The sequence below is a fragment of the Butyrivibrio sp. XPD2006 genome (genome assembly GCF_000420865.1).
Classification (GTDB): domain Bacteria; phylum Bacillota; class Clostridia; order Lachnospirales; family Lachnospiraceae; genus Butyrivibrio.
In genome coordinates this window covers 107,926-130,098 of record NZ_ATVT01000007.1, presented here as the reverse complement: position 1 = coordinate 130,098, position 22,173 = coordinate 107,926, and the positions used below count along the sequence as shown (strand labels likewise).

Here is a 22,173-nt window from a genome sequence, read left to right as displayed (position 1 = left end):
GATGGATGATATTAAACGTGTTCGGCTAGGTGATATTGCTGAATTAATAACTAAGGGAACTACTCCAACAACATTAGGATTCGACTTTCAAGATGAAGGTATTAACTTTTTAAAAATAGAGTGTTTTGATGAAAACGGTAGCTTTCTTCCTAAAAAGGTAGCTTTTATTTCTGAAGAATGCAATGAGAAACTAAAAAGATCTCAGCTTAAAGCAGGTGATGTTTTATTCTCTATAGCCGGAGCTATAGGAAGAGTGGCAATTGTTACTGAGGAAATGCTCCCTGCCAATACAAATCAAGCGCTTGCAATTATCAGAATTACTGACGAAAATGTATACCTGCCATATATCAAACTGATTTTAACGTCACCGATTGTAAAAAAGCAGTTTGAAAAGAAAAAGCAAGGAGTAGCTCAGCTTAATCTTTCACTTAAGGATATAAATGAAATAGTAATTCCATTACCTGATAAAAAGAGACAGATAGAGTATGCAGAGCTATTTGGCAAGCTTTATGGTGTCATTACTTTAAGAAATACACAGCTATCAGATATGGATAACATCATCAAAGCCCGATTTGTCGAGCTCTTTGGAACACTGGATAATCCGGCACAAGAGTTTGCAAAATCAACATTAAAAGAGCTTTGTAATAAAATAACAGATGGAAAGCATGGGGGATGCATTCAAGAAGACGGGACTGGGCGTTATTTTGTTGGAGCACGAGAGATTTTCGATGATGAGATTCATTATGATACTGCGCCTCAGATAAATACTGAAGAATTTGAAAAAGATTATAAACGCTGCAATGTTGATATTGGCGATTTTTTGATAGTAAATACTGGAGCAACGATAGGAAAATCAGCTATTGCTTCCGATGCCAGAACAACACATACACTTTTACAAAAAAGCGTGGCTTTGCTTAAAGTAAAACAAGATGTACTGAATCCAGTCTTCCTAAAATGGTGTTACAGGGTTAATACGAAGATGTATTTGGTTGAAAGTGCCTCAGCGCAACCGAATCTATTACTATCAAAGATAAATTCAACGGTTATATATGTGCCGGATATAGATTTGCAAAATCGATTTGCAGATTTTGCAAAACAAGTCGACAAATCAAAAGTTGTCGTACAGAAGGCTTTGGATGAAACACAGACACTTTTTGATAGTCTGATGCAGGAGTATTTTGGATAGGAGCAAACCTATGACACAGAAACAACAAGTCATTGAAACCATGAGGAATAATGGTGGATATGCTACATTTCAACAATTGAATCGCTTGATGGATTTCAGTACTTGGAAAACAAAGACGCCGCAGGCGAGTGTAAGGCAGATTGTTCAAGTTAATAATGAATTTTTCAGGATAAAACCGGGACTTTGGGCTCTTGCGGATTTCAAGGAGGAAGTGCTACGAAAATTTGATATCCAAGAGAACAATAAGGATAACGATGAGATTTTTACACATTCTTATTACCAGGGAATGATAGTCGAGCTTGGAAATATGCATAATTACAGGACTTATGTTCCGAATCAAGATAAGAATCGATTGTTCTTGGAAAAGCGATTGTCTGAGATCACAACGGAAACTGAACTTCCGCCATTCACTTATGAAAGTATTACAAGCAGGGCAAAAACGGTGGATGTAATCTGGTTTAATGAACGCAAAATGCCTTGCAGATTCTATGAGGTCGAGCATTCAACGAACATCTCTAACTCTTTGGACAAATTCTATGAACTTCAGGATTTTCGCGCTGATTTTTATATTATTGCAGATGAGAGCAGGCGCAGGCAATTTGAATCGCTTATGGAACGATCAATGTATAGCAGGATTGTTAAATATGTGAAGTTCTTCAATTATGATAACCTTGCGATGCAATATGAGAGGGAATGCTCTCTTGCAAGCATGGATAGGTTATAAATACGAGGTATGCCATTGGAGAACCCTTAACAAAGCTATGTGCTAATGCCATTTCTAACTGGGAATCAAAGAATAACAAAAAGAGATAACGGATTGTGTGTTTTACAATTTCTGCAAGTATTTCAATGGGAGGTAGCTACATGACCAATTTCGATTATTTGAAAAAGGAGCCGAAGTTTGACACGTTTTCAGATGTGGCTATTGCGGCTGAGAAAATATTATATATAGATTCTACCTCCTGCATCATAAACTGCCGCAGGGCGATGGAGTTTGCAATAAAGTGGATGTATTCGGTCGATGCTTCCCTATCTATGCCTTACCAGGATAATCTGATAAGTCTAATGAGCACAGAGGAATTCAGAGATATCATCGATGAAGACCTTATGAAACGTATGGATTTTATTCGTAAGATGGGTAACAATGCTGCTCATTCCGGTAAGAAGATTACGGAGGATCAGGCGATTCTTTGCCTTGAGAATCTGCAGATTTTCTTCGATTTCGTATGCTATTGCTATGCTGATGAATACGAAGAGCATACCTTTGACAAGTCTTTACTTGCAAAGGATGAAACGGAGCAGATTAAAAAAGATTTCCCTGATGTTGATATAGAAAAGCTGATTGCAGAGAATTCGGCACTGAAGAAAGAACTGACATCACGACGTGAAGAACAGGCAGAAACCTATGTTCCAAAGCCGCTGGATCTTTCCGAGTATAAAACACGAAAGATTTATATTGATGCCATGCTTATGGATGCCGGATGGAAAGAGGGCTCCGATTGGATCAATGAAGTAGAACTTCCGGGAATGCCAAATAAATCTGAAGTCGGCTATGCGGACTATGTTCTTTATGATAATTCACATAAGCCACTTGCCGTTGTTGAAGCCAAGAGAACCTGCGTTGACGTATCTAAGGGACGCCAGCAGGCAAAGCTTTATGCAGATCTTTTGGAAAAACAATACAAGAGAAGACCGTGCGTTTTCTTAACCAATGGTTTTGAAACAAGAATTATTGATGGACAGTATCCGGAGAGAAAGGTTGCCTGCATTTACTCCAAGGCAGACCTTGAAAAGATGTTCAATCTCAGAAGGATGCGGACATCCCTTGATCATATAAATGTAGATAAGAAGATCGCTGGACGATACTATCAGGAGGCTGCCATTAAGGCGGTATGCGACAGCTTTGATAAGAAGAATCGCAGAAAAGCCCTTCTTGTCATGGCGACAGGTTCCGGTAAGACAAGAACTGTAATCGAACTGTGCCATGTACTTCTTGATGCAGGATGGATTAAGAATATCCTTTTTCTTGCTGACAGAACATCTCTTGTAACTCAGGCAAAGAGGGCGTTTGTGAACAACTATTCATCCCTTTCAGTGACAAACCTTTGTGAAGAGAAGGATAACTATAATGCTCACTGCGTTTTCTCTACGTATCAGACTATGATGAACTGCATTGATTCTGTAAAGGTTGAGGATCAGAAACTGTTTACCAGTGGACATTTTGACCTTGTAATATGCGACGAGGCGCACAGGTCCATTTATAACAAATACAGAGATATCTTTACATACTTTGATGCTCCACTGGTAGGCCTTACGGCTACACCTAAGGATGATATCGATAAGAATACATATGAGATATTTGAATTGGAACCCGGCGTTCCTACATACGGTTATGAACTCGGTCAGGCTGTAACCGACGGATATCTTGTTGATTTCTTGTCTGTAGAAACTAAGCTTAAGTTTATAGAACAGGGAATCGTGTATGCGGATCTTTCCGAGGAAGATAAAGCAATTTATGAAAGTACCTTTGAGATGGAAGACGGAGATGTTCCGGAAGCCATAAGTTCATCATCGCTTAACTCATGGATTTTTAACGAAGATACCATACGCCAGGTACTTCACACCGTTATGACAGAGGGTATTAAGATAGATTATGGTCAGAAGCTTGGTAAGACGATCATTTTTGCAAAGAACCATGACCATGCGGAGAAGATTCTTGAAATCTTTAATAAGGATTACCCGCATTTGAATGGATTTGCTCAGGTAATCGACAATAGGATCAACTATGCCCAGACTCTTATTGATGAGTTCTCTGAGCCTAATAAGCTGCCTCAGATTGCGATATCTGTTGATATGATGGATACCGGTATCGATGTACCGGAAGTATTAAACCTTGTCTTCTTTAAGAAGGTAATGAGCTATGCCAAGTTCTGGCAGATGATTGGACGTGGTACCAGACTTTGTCCGGGGCTTATTGATGGAGAAGACAAGAGCAAGTTTTACATTTTTGATTTCTGCGGCAACTTTGAGTTCTTCCGCATGAGCAAGGGAAAACCTACTGCTAATATGATTGCGCTTCAAGGAGCAATCTTTAATCTGCAGTTCGAGATTACATATAAGCTACAGGATCTGGAATATCAGGTAGACAGGCTTATAGCATATCGTAATGCTTTGGTAGAAATGATGACCGGTAAGGTGCAGGAACTTCCGCGTGAAAATTTTGCGGTAAGGCAGCACCTGAAATATGTTGACTTGTATTCAAATGAGGCGAATTATCAGACTCTGACGTATGAAGATACTTTGATAGTACGTGAAGAACTTGCTCCTCTGATTCTACCGAACGATGACGATGCGAGTGCGGTACGTTTCGATGCACTTATGTATGGCATAGAACTTGCATACCTTGTGGGTAAGAAATACGGAAAAGCCCGCAGCGATTTGTATAAGCGCGTTAGGGGTATAGCCAGCGTTGCAAACGTACCGGAAATAAAGGTGCAGGCAGAACTTATCGATAAGATACTTCATACGGATTACATCGATAACTGTGGCATTAATGAGTTTGAGGAAATCAGAGAAAAACTTCGTAATCTTATGAAATATATTCCTCATACTAAGCTTCGTTATGACACAAACTTTGAGGATGATATCCTTGATGTTTCCTGGAATGAGTCGGAACTTGAGAACGATGACCTGAAGAATTACAAGGCAAAAGCAGAGTACTACATCCGTGAACATCAGGATAACGAGGCAATTAAAAAACTTAAGTCCAACATTCCTTTGTCGCACGACGATATAGAGGCATTGGAAAAAGTTCTCTGGTCTGAGCTTGGCACAAAGGAAGAATATGAGCAGGAGTACGGTTCTAAGCCTTTGGGTGAGCTCGTGCGTGAGATCGTTGGACTTGATATGAATGCGGCCAAAGCGGCGTTTTCAGAGTACTTGGAAGGCGCTAATCTTGACAGCCGGCAGATATACTTTGTTAACCAGATAGTTGAGTATATCGTACATAACGGTATGATGAAGGATCTGTCCGTGCTTCAAGAATCTCCGTTTACGGATCAGGGAAGCGTGGTCGAGATATTTACAGATATTAATGTCTGGATGGGAATTCGGAAGATTATAGAAAGCATAAATGATAACGCAATAGCAGCGTAAGAATACAGAGCGGATATGAATGGAAAAATGTACTGGGGTCTGCGAAAAACTATACAGAATATAGTGTTTCGGGTAAAAAAGTTAATATACTGTCTGATTGATGGTACTACGGGGATAAGTGAATACAAACCTTTCAGACAAAGGGTAATCAAGGATTCCTTGCTTGAGATAGTTAAGGGATTGCTGATATCGTCTGTTGTTTTGGGGACGGATTATTACTTTGTAAAAAAGGGTATATTGTCTGTTGTAGACAATACTATTTTCGCTCCTTTCATAATAGGAGGCATTGGTATTGCAGGGCTGATTCTCGGTTTGTATTGTTCTAATGTGTCTACAATTTTTTCTACAAGATATGTGAATGCTCCGAGATGTATTTCAAATGCATTTCAAGATGACAGGTTAATTAGAAAATGTGTATCTGGAATAGTTGATTATATTGCTTTCGGGATAGTTATCCTATCAGCAACCATGATAAAGGCGAGGATCAGTTGGATAGTGGTTATTTCATCTGCAGTATGGTCAGTTGTTGTGATTGTATCCTACAGTATTGCAGGGAATAGAGCGTACCAGCTATCTGATGTTTATAGCATTGCCGATGACTCTAATCGCATACTTTATCGGATTGTAACCAAAAGATTACATCAAGCGATGTTTTCAACAGATGCCAGTTTTCAAAATTATTTTATGAAGGCAACTGAGAAACAGATAGATATTTTGAAAGCAATCCAAAAATATGGTGAGCATCTGGGCGGAAACGACCATACAACCTTGACTGAGTTCATGTGCAAGAACCTTGTGATTGTTTCTGTATATTGGAGAAATAAAAAAGATATAAGCAGATTATCTATGTGGTTCCGTGATACTCCCAAATATCAGAAATGGCATATGACAAATGATTCTGAATCTTCATTGGCTTTACGAACGGGAACTGCATTAAGGGCAAAGGGAGAACATGATTATTGGTGGTTTGAAAATGAATTATTCTCCATAAATCGAGCTTCAGTTAGAATTCTTACTGAAAGTCAAGATTATTCATCGCTATATACTTATCTGCTTGCAGTTGATGGAATATGTAGAATGGCTATTGAGAGTAAGGAGGCAAATTATTATGTGGCACAGGTGGATGCACTAAGACAGGCAATTGAAGATAGTGTGCCTAAAGAGAAGATAAATGAAGAAATGAGAAAAACATTTGCGGGTTTGGTTGAAATAATTTCCTTACTTTATCTTAATTTGATTCTTGAAACAAGCAAATTGTATCAGGAGTTCAATTTTCAGTCGATAGTTTCATCAGTCTTGAAATCTATTGATAAAGGTTGTGATTATGAGAAAAGCATAGTTCTTCGGAGAAGAGGAAATAAAGAATTTTACGAAAAAGTAATCACGGTAATAAAAGTTGAGGGAAAGAGAATTACTCCAGACTGGGTTATAAAGCAACAAGTCGCAAAGGAAGAGTACGTATATTTGAATTCTTTGCTGGATATTGTTCGAGAAGGGCTTGATCATGCATTCGGTTTAGGGAAGCTATTCTCGGATAATGAATTATACTTTGAAGCTTGCATCATTTTTACAAGGTTTTATGAGTATGAGTCGAAACTATCCAGATTTATATATGTTGTAAATAATCGAAAGTCGGAACTTGAAGAATTTCATATTGATAATGCACTGCTTTGGGATAACTTTCGCTTAAAACAGTTACAGGAAACTATGGCGGAATGGAAAAAGAAAACGCCAACATTACTTTCTGAGTGTTCATGCCATTTTGCTTTAGATAATTGGAAAAACAGCGAAGATTTCCCTGATTTTCTCGGGGAAAGCTACAACCATATCTGCGAGGATGCGGTAGATGCTATTATTTGCAATGATATAGAACAGTTTTCGGTAGATTATGAAAATCTCTCAAAAATAATGCTTTTGTATCAGGAGTATATTAGATCTGACTTTGTGAAGAAAAACAACCTATATAGGGCAGAATATGCTTATTACATGTTTACTTCCCCAATTGTTGAATGGGCTCAAATTGGAGGACTTGCAATTTTATGGGGCGAGTTTCATGGCAATATGGAATGGAAGAATCGTGTGTCAGATGGCTCCGATGCAATATTTGTAAAGAATGGGGAAAAGAGTAATCTTCCAGAGAAACTCATTGAGTATATCCAAAATAGAAATAGTTTTATGATGGGAATAGGAAGTAGGGATATCCTTGAAACAGGGTGGCAGCTGAATGTTGCGAATGCTATTAGAGAAAGCGGTATGTGCGAGACGGAATACGGTATTTATGGTTCGGTATTAAAGACCGATAGTAAACTTTTGAAAGCTTTTTGCTCAAATATTATGGATTTGGGCTTTACTACTGATCCGGCAGAGGTGTTCTGGGTAATGTGTGTCAATCCGCATCTTCCTTCGGAAAAAAGATTTAAAACCACAAATTCATGGGATGAGGTAATGTTGGATGTTTAGTGATCAAAGCAGATTAAAAAGAAAGTACCGCTCGCCTAAGAATAGTATTTATTCGCATCGCTTTTTTAATGATTTAGCCTCCAGGTATTCTTTCTTTTTGGGTAAAAAAGGAGAAAATCGAGATTTTTTTACATTTGAGCCCAATGGATGTAAAATAAAGAATCTTTTAAAGGGACGATACCACTACTACAGTAGCTATGATATTGAACAGATTGTAAGCAGAATTGCCTATAGCCTTATGGCATATGGTAAAGCGTATTTTTATATTCATCCTGAATATTCGATAAAGAAAGCTGATGACGGAACGACGACACAGGTTCTTTCATCATTTGAAATTGGGGAAATAGAGGGGATTATAAAAAAGAGGACTAAAGAAGGCATTGTATTTTGCCAGAAAGGGTTTAATTCTGATGTTAAAGAAATTAAGATGATTAAAAATCAACTTGTAATACTGGATATAAAGGAATTGGGGTTTTCAAAGAGGTATTTTCCTGGTGTTTTAAGAAAACTGTCTAAATGCGATATTACTGCCAAAAGCACGGATATGATTACCAACCATTCAGATGTTTATGATTTCATGTATCATTCTGAAAGGAAAAAACTTGCTGAACTAAGAGCTATAAGAAAAATCGGTTGGTCATTTGGGGCTGAGAAACTGTCGAATAGTTACATCATGTACAAGAAGATTCAAGAAGACGAGTTAAGGCTTCGTTTTCTTGAGTATATAGTTAAGAAAATCAATGATGGCTTGCACGAATTCTTAGGTGATAATTCAGGAGAATTAGTAGCACATATTAACAGAAAAGAGTATAGGCAACTTTGGAATGACTATAAAGAGGGAAAAATAACGGGCACGGAATTGACAAAGATTTTGTTTAGAGAATAGTGGTTGTTAAGCCCTGATAAAACAAGGAAAAACGATATGATTAAGATACTATTCGTCTGCCACGGCAACATTTGCCGTTCAACAATGGCAGAGTTTGTAATGAAAGACATAGTTAACAAACAGGGGCTGTGGGATGCCTTCCACATAGAATCCTCCGCAACCCACACGGATGAGATCTGGAATGGAACGGGAAGCCCGGTATATCCGCCGGCGAGAGCCAAGCTCAGAGAACACGGGATCGGTACCCCGGACAATGAGCTGGGCGTCAGCGCAAAGCGCGCGAGGCTTACATCCAGGACAGACTATGACAAGTTTGACTATATTATAGGTATGGACTCGGCCAATATGAGGAACTTAAACGGACTCTTTGGCGGAGATCCGGACCACAAGCTGTACAAGATGCTGGATTTTGCAGACAGGGACGGGGATGTGGCAGACCCCTGGTATACCGGGAACTTCGATGCCACCTGGCGAGATGTTTCTGAAGGGTGCCATGGTCTGTTCAGGAGTATACTCAGTGATCCCGATATGGCAAAAGAGCTCTCTGACTATGTCACGGACGACGATGAAACCTCAGATACCGAATACAGAAACTCAGGCATCAACTACGATGACTTCCCGAGGGGGTAAATACACATATACGTAGTTATCTATACTACATTGCTTTACTACGATGAATTATGATATGCTACTGTCTATGTTTGGAAACTGCAAATTTCAAACGTATGGCAGTAGCATATTTTGTGCGCAAAAACGGAAACGCATTTTGCTTGGAGGAGATTACAATGGCAGTAAGGATAATAACGGATTCGGCAAGCGATATATCGCAGGAGAGGGCCGGGCAGTGGGGAATCACGGTAATGCCCCTGAAGGTCAGATTTGGTGATGAGGAGTTTTTGGACGGCGTAACACTTTCTTGTGCGGACTTCTACAAAAAGCTAATAGAAACAGATGAAGTACCAAAGACCAGTCAGATAACACCTTATGATTATTCACAGAAATATCAGAAGGCTGAGGATGCAGGAGATGAGCTTATCTGCTTTACACTCTCATCCGGAGTATCGGGTTCATACCAGAGCGCATGTATGGCCGCCGATGATTTCTCTGAAAACATCTATGTTGTAGATACCAGGCAGTTCTGCATATCTGAGTACATTATTGTTCAGAGAGCGGTGGAACTTAGGGACAAAGGCCTTTCGGCAAAAGAAATCGTGGAGACCATTACGGAAGAGATGAAGCGCGCGCATGTCATCGCTGTTTTTGACACACTTGAATATCTTAAACTCGGCGGAAGACTTTCCTCGGCAGCAGCTTTTGCAGGGAATCTGCTCATGATAAAGCCGGTAATTACAATAGAAGATGGAGAGGTCAGAGTAATCGGCAAGGCAAGAGGCTCCAGGAACAGCCACAACATGCTGATCGAGTTTGTAAACAAGACAGGTGGTATCGACATGGATATGCCTGTATGCCTGGGATACACCGGATTTTCAGACGAGATGCTCAAAAAATATGTAGAAGATTCCAAGTGCCTTTACGAGGGACACGAAGAAAAGCTTCAGTATGCCACTGTTGGAGCCACTATAGGAACTTATGCAGGACCCGGAGCAATTGCACTTGCCTACTTCGAAAAACCGTAAACTGTGGTAAAATAGATTCAGTGTTTTAATTCGATTTTTTTGTTGGAGGAGGGTATTCATGTTAAGAGATAACAAGATTTGGGTTGCCAACACAGAAAACGGGGAGAATGTATTTCTTTTACCCAGGATGGCCAATCGTCACGGCCTTATCGCAGGTGCAACCGGAACAGGTAAAACAATCACTTTGAAAGTCCTTGCTGAGTCTTTCAGCGACATGGGAGTTCCTGTATTTCTTGCAGACGTTAAGGGTGACCTCTCAGGTATGGTAGAGGAAGGCAGAGACTCTGAGGATATGCAGAAGCGTATCCAGAAGTTCGGTCTTGCAGAAGCAGGATTTGAATACAAGAAATATCCTGCAACTTTCTGGGATGTGTTCGGAGAGCAGGGAATTCCGCTCCGCACTACAATTTCTGAGATGGGACCGCTTCTTTTGTCAAGAATTCTCGGTCTTAACGATCTTCAGAGAGATATTCTCACAATTGCTTTCAAGATCGCTGATGACAATGAGCTTCTCCTTATAGATACCAAGGATTTAAAAGCTCTTCTTAACTATGTTTCGGAGAACAGAAATGATTTTGCTGCAGACTACGGCAATATCAGCCCTGTATCGGTAGCAGCTATTGTAAGGTCTATCGTATCTCTGGAGATGTCAGGAGCAGATAAGTTCTTCTTTGAGCCTGCACTTGATATTCATGACTGGTTTGCAACAGGCTCTGATGGCAGAGGAATGATCAACATCCTCGATTCCACAAGCCTTATCAATAACGGAACACTCTATGCAACCTTCCTTCTTTGGATGATGTCAGAGCTCTTTGAGACACTTCCTGAGGTGGGAGACCTTGATAAGCCCAAGATGGTATTCTTCTTTGATGAAGCACACCTTCTCTTCAAGGATTCACCCAAGATGCTTATGGACAAGATCGAGCAGGTAGTCAAGCTCATCAGATCAAAGGGTGTTGGCATCTACTTTGTAACACAGAATCCGAGGGATATCCCGGATGGCGTTCTTGCTCAGCTTGGTAATAAGATCCAGCATGCGCTTCATGCTTATACTCCTTCCGATATGAAGGCTGTTAAGGCGGCAGCTGATTCATTCCGTGAAAATCCTGCATTTAAGACTGCAGATGTTATCCAGGAGCTGGGTACAGGAGAGGCTGTTATTTCATTATTAGATGAGACGGGAACACCTTCTGTATGTGAGAAAGTTAAGATTCTTCCTCCACAGTCTCTTATGGGCGGAATCGATTCCTCCACAAGAAACCGTGAGATCAACGGAAGTAAGCTCTACGACAAGTATTTTGAACCACATGATCCTGATTCTGCTTATGAATTCCTTGAGAGAAAGGGAATTGCTGATGCCAAAGCCAAGGCTGAACTTGAAGCTGCAGAGGCAGAGCGTAAGGCAAAAGAGAAGGAAGAGGCCGCTGCAGCTAAGGCTGCCGAGAAGGAAAAGGCAGCAGCTGACAGAAAGAAGAAACAGACAGCCAAGACAATCGGTAACTCAGTTGTTGGTACGGTCGGACGTGAAGTTGGAAAGACTGTCGGCGGAACTTTCGGAAAGTTCGGTAAGACATTGGGTGGAAACCTTGGTGCAAGCCTTGGAAGAGGACTTTTCTCAACTCTGTTCAAGTCATGATATTAAGGCTCAAATATTAAAATTTTAAAAAATTGTAATAATTCAAAATTAAAAAATCGCTTATTTAGTGGGTGATAAAAATCAAAACCACTAGATAGGCGATTTTTTTGTCCCCCACTTTCCACCCACTTCTGAAATGCTGATAAAACCTGAGAAAAGGCTATTGTTAAATGGCATTTTTTTGTTTATAATGGTTTCAGGTGGTAAAAAGTGTTAAAAAGTGGTAATTAGTGGTATAAAAAGTGAGAGCTGCGTTTAAGGGAGAATACAGCCATTCCATCGATGCTAAGGGAAGGCTCATAGTTCCAGCAAAGTTCCGTGAGCTTCTCGGTGATCAGTTTGTGGTGACCAAGGGGTTTGACGGATGCCTTTTTGTGTTTGCTCAGGAAGGCTGGGACCAGTTCGAGGAAAAGCTCCAGGCACTTCCGATGGATAAGCCGGAAGCCCGTATGCTGGGACGTTTCTTTATCTCAGGTGCCATTGATGCAGAAGTGGACAAACAGGGAAGAATTCTTTTACCATCAAATCTCCTACAACATGCCAAGATTGAGAAGGAAGCTGTTATTGCCGGTGTAGGTAACAGGGCTGAAATCTGGAGCAAGGCAGAGTGGGAGAAGGCAAGTACCTTTGAAGATATCAATGGAATCGCTGCTAAGATGAGCGAGTACGGATTGAGTATTTAAGCCTATGGAATTCAAGCATTATTCGGTACTTCTTAATGAGTGCCTAGATAATCTGAATATAAAGCCTGACGGGATATATCTCGACGGAACCCTTGGAGGAGCCGGGCACTCTTTTCATATTGCGGAAAGACTGACAGAGGGCGGACATCTCTACGGGACCGATCAGGATGAGGATGCTATAGCAGCTGCGACGAAGAGGCTGGAGCCCTTTGCTGACAGAGTCACGATCATCCGTGACAACTATGAAAATGCAGTGACAAGGCTTAAAAATCTCGGAGTAAGCGGCGTAGATGGGATTTTGCTTGACCTTGGAGTATCATCCTTCCAGCTTGATAACGCTGAGAGAGGCTTTACCTACAAAGAAGACGTTCCTCTGGATATGAGAATGGATCAGAGACAGACCCTGACGGCCAGAGATATTGTAAACGAGTATTCGGAAACAGAGATATTTCATATTATAAGAGACTTCGGCGAAGACAAATTTGCCAAGAACATAGCTAAACATATCTGCATTGAAAGGCAGAAGGCACCTATTGAGACCACGGGACAGCTGAACGACATAATAAAGGCTGCCATTCCGGCCAAGATGAGAGAAAAGGGAGGACATCCTTCCAAGAGAACTTATCAGGCTATCAGGATTGCTTTAAACAGAGAACTGGATGTGCTTCAGAATTCTCTGGATGGATTCATCGATTTTTTGAATCCGGGAGGAAGGCTGTGTGTGATTACATTCCATTCGTTGGAAGACCGCATAACCAAGAACAATTTTAAAACCAACGAAAATCCTTGCACATGCCCGCCGGACTTTCCGGTATGTGTATGTGGCAAGAAATCAAAAGGAAAGGTTATAACAAGAAAACCTATCCTGCCAAGCGAAGAGGAGCTGGCGGAGAACAAGAGATCTCAGAGCGCTAAGCTCAGAGTATTCGAAAAAACAATGTAAAAAGGAGGTGTGAACATGGCAAGAAGTGAATATATACGCGGAACTACCGTAAGAAAGCCAAACAGAGTTCGTAGAGACATGCCTTACCATGTTCATGAGACCGGAAGGCAGCATAAGAGACATAACATGAGCCTTGGCTATCTTCTGTTTTTATCATTGGCCATGGTGCTTATGGTGGGCACTCTTGCATGGTACATTTCTCTCCAGTCACAGGTTAAGAACAGCGTTAAAAACATCGCTGCACTGGAGAGTCAGTTAAATAATTTGAAACAGGACAATGATGAGGCGTATAATAGAGCCAATGGCAACGTGGACCTTGAGGAAGTGAAGCGTATTGCCATACAGGAATACGGCATGACTTATGCTACAGAAGGCCAGGTCGTAACGTATTCCGATGGTGGTGGTAACGATTATGTAAGACAGCTTGCACCAATCCCTGAGGTTGGGAAGAATTAGCGGACCATCATCATGAGTTAGTTTGGAAGGAAATGAAATGGTTTAATGAAACGCAGAAGATCGGGGAACGTTCAGAAATTCACAATAGGAATGAAGAAAAAGCTGGTAGTACTTTTTGTATTGGTACTACTGGCTTTCGTTGGGTTAGGGGTAAGACTTATCTATATAACCAAGAATAACGGTGAGGAGTATGAGAAGCAGGTTCTTTCTCAGCAGCAATATGACTCGACTGCGCTGCCTTTCAGAAGAGGAGAGATACTTGATGCCAACGGTACAGTGCTGGCTTACAGTGAGAAGGTTTATAATGTTATCCTTGATGCCAAGCTTCTTTTGAGAGACGAGAAATTTGTGGATCCCACAGTTAAAGCCCTTGTCAAGGAGTTCAGCCTTGATGCGGGAGAGATAAGATCATATCTGTCTGATCATCCGACATCACAGTATTATATATTGGCCAAAAAACTTTCATATGATGAGATCAAGAATTTCCAGGATATGATAACTCCCGGAATGGATGGCTACGACGCCAATATCCAGGGAATCTGGTTTGAACCAAGCTATATCAGGAAATACCCGAACGGCTCGCTGGCCTGCGATATCATCGGATTCACATCCAGTGACAATAACGGTATGTATGGTCTTGAGGAGTATTACAATAATACGCTTTCGGGAACCATGGGAAGGGAGTACGGCTATCTGGATGAGGATTCAAACCTTGAGAGAACCACAATTCCCGCAACTGACGGAGACAGCATCGTTACCACAATAGACGGTAACCTTCAGAATATAGTAGAGAAGCATTTAAAAGAGTTTAACGATCAGTATGCCAATAACTTCAGGCAGGGTAACGGCGCCAACAATGTGGGCTGCATCATGATGGATGTCCATACGGGCGATATCCTTGCTATGGCGAGTTATCCGAGCTTTGATCTTAACAATCCCAGAGATACTGCAAATCTCATCGGAATGCCTGCAGTGGATGAGAAGGGTAACAAGGTCAAGGGAGAATCGGTGTTTGACTCCGGAGTTTATATTACAGAAGAGATGCTTTCAGAGTTTACCGATGAAGAACTCTACCAGAATTACAACGCTCTTTGGAAGAATTTCTGTATCTCAGATACATACGAGCCCGGATCTGTAGCTAAGCCGTTTACTGTTGCGACAGGACTTGAGAGCGGATCTATAACGGGTAATGAAGTATATAACTGTACAGGTAAGCTTGATGTCGGAGGATGGGAGATCAAGTGTCATAACACATATGGTGACGGACAGGTTTCTGTGGAAAGAGGCGTCGAGATTTCCTGCAACGTTGCTATGATGTATGTGGCTCAGGCAACGGGAATCAGTACTTTTACCAAGTTCCAGAAGGATTTCGGGTTCGGACTCAAGACCAATGTGGATCTTGCCGGAGAAGCAAGAACTGAGGGTCTCACATACAGTGCAGCCAACATGACACCTACCGATCTGGCCACGAACTCGTTCGGACAGGGTTTTAATGTGGATATGATCGAGATGATCACCAGTTTCTGCTCACTTATAAATGGTGGATACTACTATGAACCTCATGTGGTGAAAAGAATTGTATCCAGCAGCGGAGCAACTATCAAGAACATTGAACCAAGGGTTTTAAGACAGACAGTATCACAGAGTACATCTGACAAGATAATAGAGTATTGTAACCAGGTTGTTGCCGGAGCGGAAGGTACCGGTAAAACCGCAAGGCCTGCAGGCTACATGATAGGCGGCAAAACGGGAACGGCGCAGACTCTCCCTCGTGGAAACAGGCAGTATGTTGTTTCGTTCATGGGATATGCTCCCGCCAATGATCCTGATATTGCAATCTATGTAGTCGTTGACAGATGCAATGTCCAGTATCAGGATGATGCCAAGTTCGCCACGAGAATAGTAAGGGCGGTCCTTACAGAGGCACTTCCTTATCTCAACTATCCTATGACTGAGGAGCTTTCGGAGAAGGAACAGGCTGAACTTGCAGAGCTGCGTGAGCAGATGGTTACAACAGCTACTGCTGAGGGAGAGGAAACAGAAACTGAAGCAGAAGGCGAGGAGGAGACATCGGAAGAAGAAACCCAGCCGGAGGAGGAAACTGCCGAGGCTGCAGAGCAAAGTACAATATGGGAGTCATTTGACGTAGATCCTGCAACGGGGTATTATATTGACCCGAACACAGGTGATCTTATCGATCCGGAAAGCGGACATGCTTTTGGAGGAGATGATTTGCCTGATTTTGGCTCAGAGAGCATATTTGAGCCTGTTCCGGATGGTAATGGTAACTAAAGCGTTATGAAAACGGAGAATTTGTTATGGACAGTTATGTTTTAAGGACCCTTCTTCCTGTTGCTGTATCTTTCTTTATCGCAGTACTGATCGGCCCTAAGGTAATTGAAATGCTGCGAAGGCTCAAGGCCGGACAGACAGAGCGTGTGGAGGGACTTGAATCTCACCAGAAAAAGACAGGTACGCCTACTATGGGAGGTATTATCTTCCTTATACCGGTCGTTATTATAGGAATCTTTTACGGAAGAACTCACAAAGAGGTCATTCCTGTGCTGATCCTTACAATCGGATTCGGCATAATCGGTTTCCTTGATGACTATATCAAAGTGGTGAGAAAACATAACCTTGGACTTCGTGCCTGGCAGAAGATTCTCGGACAGTTTATCGTGGCAGTGCTTTTTGCTCTGTACGTTGAGAACTTTACCGATATTTCACTGGCAATGAAGGTTCCTTTTACGGATATTGTTTTGGATTTTGGATTTTGGAATATACCTGTTTTGTTCTTTATTGCGCTTGGTACAGCCAATGGAACAAACTTTACCGATGGTGTTGACGGTCTTTGCGCTTCTGTTACAGCTGTTGTTGCTGCGTTTTTTGCAGTTGCAGGAATGCACTATGGCGCCACAGGTGCTGAGGTAATGTCAAGTGCCATGGTAGGAGCGCTTTTGGGATATCTGGTCTACAACGTATATCCCGGTAAAGTAATGATGGGAGATACCGGCTCTCTTGCAATCGGAGGATTTGTGACCGGTGTGGCATATGTTATGCAGATGCCGATATTTATTGCTATTGCCGGATTTATATATGCTCTTGAAGTAATCTCTGTTATCATGCAGGTTTCATACTTTAAGATCACACATGGTAAAAGAATCTTCAGAATGGCCCCGATTCATCATCACTTTGAGAAGGGCGGATGGTCTGAGACCAAGGTGGTAAACGTATTTACAACAATAACAATTTTGCTTTGCCTGCTCTCTTACGCGGGTCTTTAACAAGTTATAGCTTATTATAAAGAGGTTTTTGGTATGAAGGCAGATTTAGAAGGAAAAAGAGTTCTCGTAATAGGTTCCGGTTTATCGGGAGTAGGGTCTGTGAACCTTCTTCATAAGGTCGGAGCTGTTCCTGTGATCCTTGAAGAGAACACAAAGGTTACGGAAGATGATATAAGAGCCAAGCTTCATGATGGAGACAAGGCCACTGAGATCATCATCGGAGAGATTACGGATGAAGTGCTTGATACAATCGCACTTACTGTTCCAAGTCCTGCTGTTCCCCTTGATGCACCTACAGTAATGCGCATAAAGGGCAAAAATATTCCAATCTGGAGCGAGATTGAGCTTGCTTATAACTATTCCAAGGGAACAATGGTAGCTATTACCGGAACAAACGGCAAGACGACCACCACGACTCTTGTGGGTGAGATCATGAAGGCTCATTATAATTCTGTCTATGTTGTGGGCAATATCGGAGTGTCTTTTGCCGAAAGCGCTCTTGAGATGAAGGATGATACTGTGATAGTCGGAGAGATAAGCTCCTTCCAGCTTGAGGCAGTGGATAATTTCCATGCCAAGGTGTCGGCGATACTTAATATTACTCCGGACCATCTCAACAGACATCATACAATGGAATGCTATGTCTCCATGAAGGAGAATATTACCAATAATCAGACTACTGATGATACCTGCGTGCTTAACTATGACAATGAGTACACAAGGGACTTCGGAAAAAGATGTCCGGCGAGGGTGGTTTTCTTTTCAACAAAAGAGAAGCTCGAAGACGGATTCTATCTTGACAATGACGAAATTATCATGGCGACGGCCGGAAAGCCTATGTCTATCATGAACATTCATGATATGAACCTGGTGGGACTGTGCAACGTTGAGAATGTGATGGCTGCTATAGCCATGTCGCTTGCCATGGGAGTTCCGCTTTCTACAATTCTCAGTGTTATCAGAGATTTTAAGGCTGTTGAGCACAGAATTGAGTTTGTAGCTACCAAGAGAGGTGTTGATTACTACAACGACTCCAAGGGCACCAATCCCGATGCTGCAATCCAGGGTATACGAGCTATGTCAAGGCCTACAATTCTCATCGGTGGCGGTTATGACAAGGGCAGTGAGTACGATGAGTGGATAGAGAGCTTTGGAGATACTGTTAAACTTCTGGTACTCATCGGACAGACAAAAGAAAAGATAGCAGAGTGTGCACAAAAGCACGGCTTTACTGATTATGTATTCAAAGATACCTATGAGGAAGCTCTTGAGTTCTGCACAGAGAGTGCACAGCCCGGAGATGCGGTTCTTCTTTCACCTGCATGTGCAAGCTGGGATATGTTCCCGAATTACGAGACCAGGGGCAAGAGATTCAAAGAGTACGTAAACAAGATTTCTGAGTAAGGAGTTACAGATTTGGAGAGACCTGCGTTTTTGAGAAGAGAAAGAGAAGAGTCCTATATAGACTACAGCATGATTTTCATCATACTGTTTCTTTTGGCGTTTGGACTTATCATGCTCTATTCGACCAGCTCATACGAAGCAAATCTCGACTTTGGCGACTCCGCTTACTATTTCAAGCATCAGCTTATTCCGTCTCTTATGGGACTGGCGGGAATGGTTGTGCTTTCCTACATCCCGTACAAGATTTACTACAGGCTGGCAATGCCAATCTACATGGTGGCTGCAGCACTTCTCGTCGCCATCATTCCTTTCGGTAAGACTGTTAACGGTGCCAAGAGATGGATCATCATTAAGGGTGTATCGATTCAGCCTGCTGAGGTAGCCAAAGTGGCGGCTATCATCTTTACGGCGACCATGATCATCAAACTGAAAAAGAACCTTACAACAGGAAAAGGTTTTTTGACAGCGCTTGCGTTCCCTGCAGTACTTGCGGGAATGGTGTATACAATCACAAGAAACCTGAGTTCTGCCATTATCATTATGGGAATCACGGTAGTCATGCTGTTTATCTCAACTCCCGGCTACAGAATGTATATCGCTGTGGCGCTGGCTCTTGCGGCTTTTGTTGCGGCGTTGGTTGTTATTATTGCCAATTCTAATCAGACAAGTGGTATGAACTACAGATTTGAGCGTGTTCTTGCCTGGCTCGATCCGCAGGCTCATGCTTCGGGTAAAGGTTTCCAGACCCTACAGGCGCTCTATGCAATAGGCTCCGGCGGAATATTTGGAAAGGGACTTGGAGAGAGTATGCAGAAGATGGGATTTATCCCTGAGGCTCAGAATGACATGATCTTCTCCATTATTTGCGAAGAACTTGGGCTCTTTGGGGCGATAGCTGTTATGCTTATGTTCCTGCTTCTGATATGGAGACTTATGGTTGTGGCCAACAATGCGCCTGATATGTTCGGAGCGCTTTTGGTAATTGGAGTTATGGGCCACATCGCAATTCAGGTTATCCTGAATATTGCGGTTGTCACCAATACTATCCCAAATACAGGAATTACACTGCCTTTCATCAGTTACGGAGGATCTGCTGTTATCATCCAGCTGGCTGAAATTGGAATTGCGCTGAATGTGGCGAGAAATATAGGCAGAGAATGATCACAATATGGCAAAGAGGAAGAGAAGAGTTAAAAAGAGGCGTATAGAATACAGACCGTCGCTGAGGGAGAGAATTGAAGATTTTCATCCCCTGAGGGATTTTCATCCTGTCAGGGACTTTCATCCGATCCGCGGACTTATCAGAGCTATGAGAATGCATAAAAGCCTGTATATCATAGCAATTGTACTTCTGGTCATTATTTTGGCCGGTGGTATAGCCTATAAATATATAAACGATAATTACACGGTTACAAACATATATGTCACAGGGAATACACACTATACCAACGATGAGATCATTGATATGGTTCTGGATGATAAAGCCAGCCATAACTCCCTGTTTTTATCACTAAAATACAGAGACAAGAGCATTGAGGACATTCCTTTCATTGAGAAGGTGGATGTGGATATAGTATCCAAGGACACCATCAGGATAAATGTTTATGAGAAGGCTATTGCCGGATACTTTGCACATTTGGGCAGATATATGTACTTTGACAGGGACGGAATAGTGGTAGAGAGCTCCTATGAGACCTCTGACGATGTGCCTGAGGTTATGGGGCTGAGCTTTGATTACATTATCATGTACGAGAAGCTTCCCACTCCAAATGAAGAGATATTCGAGGAAATTCTTGATATCACACAGCTTTTGTCCAAATATAACCTCAGAGCAGACAAAATCTTCTTTGACAGTGAATATAATGTGTATTTGTATTTTGGCGGAGTTGAGGTCAGTTTGGGCACCAGAGACTTCATTGACGAGAAAATTATCCAACTTCAGTACATTTTACCTGAGCTCGAAGGAAAAACTGGTATTTTGGAAATGAAAGATTTTGACGACAGTACAAAAAACGTCACTTTTGAAGAGAAAAATCAATAAATTGTAGTAAAAATGGTGAAAATTTTATCTAGAAAAATGGGTTGATAATTGGTTTAAAAAATTATATCATAGCTATTAGGAGTCTATGAGGTATATGAAGGAGGAGTTGTTTTGCTGGAGATTAAGTCTAATGAAGCAGAAAACGCCTGCAAGATCATCGTCGTTGGGGTTGGCGGTGCAGGTAATAATGCTGTAAATAGAATGGTAGATGAAAATATTACCGGTGTTGAATTTATCGGTATAAATACAGATAAACAGGCACTTCAGCTCTGCAAGGCACCTAAGCTTTTGCAGATCGGTGAGAAGCTCACCAAGGGCCTTGGAGCAGGCGCTAAGCCTGAGATCGGTCAGAAAGCGGCTGAAGAGAGCGCAGAAGAGATTTCTGCAGCACTTAAGGGTGCAGACATGGTATTCGTTACCTGTGGTATGGGTGGCGGAACAGGTACCGGTGCAGCTCCTGTAGTAGCCAAGCTTGCCAAGGATATGGGTATCCTTACAGTTGGCGTAGTTACCAAGCCTTTTAGTTTCGAGGCTCGTGTTCGTATGCAGAACGCTATGCTCGGAATTTCCAATATCAGAACAAATGTAGATACACTTATCGTTATCCCTAATGATAAGCTTCTTCAGATTGTTGACAGACGTACAACAATGCCTGATGCTCTTAAGAAGGCTGATGAGGTTCTTCAGCAGGCCGTACAGGGAATCACAGATCTTATCAATGTTCCTGCTGTTATCAATCTTGACTTTGCCGATGTATCTACAGTTATGAAGGATAAGGGTATTGCCCACATCGGTATCGGTAGCGGCAAGGGCGATGACAAGGCAACAGACGCTGTCAAGATGGCTGTTGAGTCACCTCTTCTTGAGACTAAGGTCAACGGAGCTACTGATGTTATCATCAACATTTCCGGTGACATCACCCTTACAGATGCATCCGATGCATCTGAGTATGTTCGTCAGCTGGCAGGAGATAACGTAAATGTTATCTTTGGTGCTATGTATGATGAGAGCAAGACAGACACATGTACCGTAACAGTTATTGCTACAGGTATTGAGGATAAGATTAACACAACTAACAACCAGGCAGTGCTTCAGGCACAGAATGCTGCAGCAGCTAAGGCTGCTCAGACAGTAGTACAGACCAATACAGCTACTGTAACACCTAATCCTACAGTTCAGCCTGTTGTTACTCCTATCACTCCTGTACAGCCTACAATATCAACTATTGGAACACCTGCTTCAGACAATCAGCCTGCTACATCATCAGCTACAAGGCCGCTTTCTCTGAACAGACCTACCAATATCACAAGTACTGTAGAGCCTAAATCTCTCAAGATACCGGACTTCTTACAGAGAAAATAATTCAGAAATATGATGCCCTCTGCGTAAGCAGAGGGCTTTT

At 41.9% G+C, this 22,173-nt stretch carries 17 protein-coding genes; all 17 read left to right on the top strand.

What is annotated here, in order from left to right; all coding sequences use genetic code 11:
- Window position 1: 1 nt before the first annotated feature.
- A complete protein-coding gene (locus G590_RS20600) occupies window positions 2-1,186 on the top strand; it encodes a restriction endonuclease subunit S (protein ID WP_022765490.1) in 1,185 nt (394 codons plus the stop codon).
- 10 nt (window positions 1,187-1,196) lie between these two features.
- Entirely contained in the window at window positions 1,197-1,910 is a 714-nt protein-coding gene (locus G590_RS0109805) for a hypothetical protein (protein WP_022765489.1), read from the top strand.
- A 140-nt stretch (window positions 1,911-2,050) separates the two neighbouring features.
- Window positions 2,051-5,341: a DEAD/DEAH box helicase family protein gene (locus G590_RS0109800; RefSeq protein ID WP_022765488.1), complete on the top strand. Its 3,291-nt coding sequence runs from the start codon at window positions 2,051-2,053 to the stop codon at window positions 5,339-5,341.
- Between the two features lie 15 nt (window positions 5,342-5,356).
- Entirely contained in the window at window positions 5,357-7,801 is a 2,445-nt protein-coding gene (locus G590_RS0109795; protein ID WP_022765487.1) for a hypothetical protein, read from the top strand.
- Window positions 7,794-8,687 carry a hypothetical protein gene (locus G590_RS0109790; RefSeq protein WP_022765486.1) on the top strand — a complete coding sequence of 298 codons (894 nt, stop codon included), beginning with the start codon at window positions 7,794-7,796 and terminating at the stop codon, window positions 8,685-8,687. The genes G590_RS0109795 and G590_RS0109790 overlap by 8 nt, the downstream gene beginning before the upstream one ends.
- Window positions 8,688-8,723: 36 nt before the next feature.
- Entirely contained in the window at window positions 8,724-9,317 is a 594-nt protein-coding gene (locus tag G590_RS0109785; protein ID WP_022765485.1) for a low molecular weight protein-tyrosine-phosphatase, read from the top strand.
- Between the two features lie 155 nt (window positions 9,318-9,472).
- Entirely contained in the window at window positions 9,473-10,324 is an 852-nt protein-coding gene (locus tag G590_RS0109780) for a DegV family protein (protein ID WP_022765484.1), read from the top strand.
- Between the two features lie 58 nt (window positions 10,325-10,382).
- Window positions 10,383-11,960: a helicase HerA-like domain-containing protein gene (locus G590_RS0109775; protein ID WP_022765483.1), complete on the top strand. Its 1,578-nt coding sequence runs from the start codon at window positions 10,383-10,385 to the stop codon at window positions 11,958-11,960.
- 242 nt (window positions 11,961-12,202) lie between these two features.
- Window positions 12,203-12,643, top strand: a complete 441-nt coding sequence (mraZ, locus tag G590_RS0109770; RefSeq protein ID WP_022765482.1) for a division/cell wall cluster transcriptional repressor MraZ — start codon at window positions 12,203-12,205, stop codon at window positions 12,641-12,643.
- 4 nt (window positions 12,644-12,647) lie between these two features.
- On the top strand, window positions 12,648-13,586 hold the full coding sequence (gene rsmH, locus G590_RS0109765) for a 16S rRNA (cytosine(1402)-N(4))-methyltransferase RsmH (RefSeq protein WP_022765481.1): 939 nt from the start codon (window positions 12,648-12,650) through the stop codon (window positions 13,584-13,586).
- Between the two features lie 15 nt (window positions 13,587-13,601).
- Window positions 13,602-14,042: a cell division protein FtsL gene (locus G590_RS0109760; RefSeq protein ID WP_035763017.1), complete on the top strand. Its 441-nt coding sequence runs from the start codon at window positions 13,602-13,604 to the stop codon at window positions 14,040-14,042.
- A gap of 45 nt (window positions 14,043-14,087) precedes the next feature.
- A complete protein-coding gene (locus tag G590_RS19070; protein ID WP_022765479.1) occupies window positions 14,088-16,334 on the top strand; it encodes a penicillin-binding transpeptidase domain-containing protein in 2,247 nt (748 codons plus the stop codon).
- A 26-nt stretch (window positions 16,335-16,360) separates the two neighbouring features.
- Window positions 16,361-17,326 (top strand): phospho-N-acetylmuramoyl-pentapeptide-transferase, encoded by a 966-nt coding sequence (gene mraY / locus G590_RS0109750; RefSeq protein WP_022765478.1) that lies wholly within the window; start codon window positions 16,361-16,363, stop codon window positions 17,324-17,326.
- Between the two features lie 33 nt (window positions 17,327-17,359).
- A complete protein-coding gene (gene murD, locus G590_RS0109745; protein ID WP_022765477.1) occupies window positions 17,360-18,730 on the top strand; it encodes a UDP-N-acetylmuramoyl-L-alanine--D-glutamate ligase in 1,371 nt (456 codons plus the stop codon).
- 30 nt (window positions 18,731-18,760) lie between these two features.
- Complete coding sequence (locus G590_RS0109740; RefSeq protein ID WP_026494063.1) at window positions 18,761-19,891, top strand: FtsW/RodA/SpoVE family cell cycle protein; 1,131 nt, start codon at window positions 18,761-18,763, stop codon at window positions 19,889-19,891.
- 7 nt (window positions 19,892-19,898) lie between these two features.
- Complete coding sequence (locus G590_RS0109735) at window positions 19,899-20,771, top strand: cell division protein FtsQ/DivIB (RefSeq protein WP_022765475.1); 873 nt, start codon at window positions 19,899-19,901, stop codon at window positions 20,769-20,771.
- 111 nt (window positions 20,772-20,882) lie between these two features.
- Complete coding sequence (gene ftsZ, locus G590_RS0109730; protein ID WP_022765474.1) at window positions 20,883-22,133, top strand: cell division protein FtsZ; 1,251 nt, start codon at window positions 20,883-20,885, stop codon at window positions 22,131-22,133.
- The last annotated feature ends 40 nt before the right edge of the window (window positions 22,134-22,173 follow it).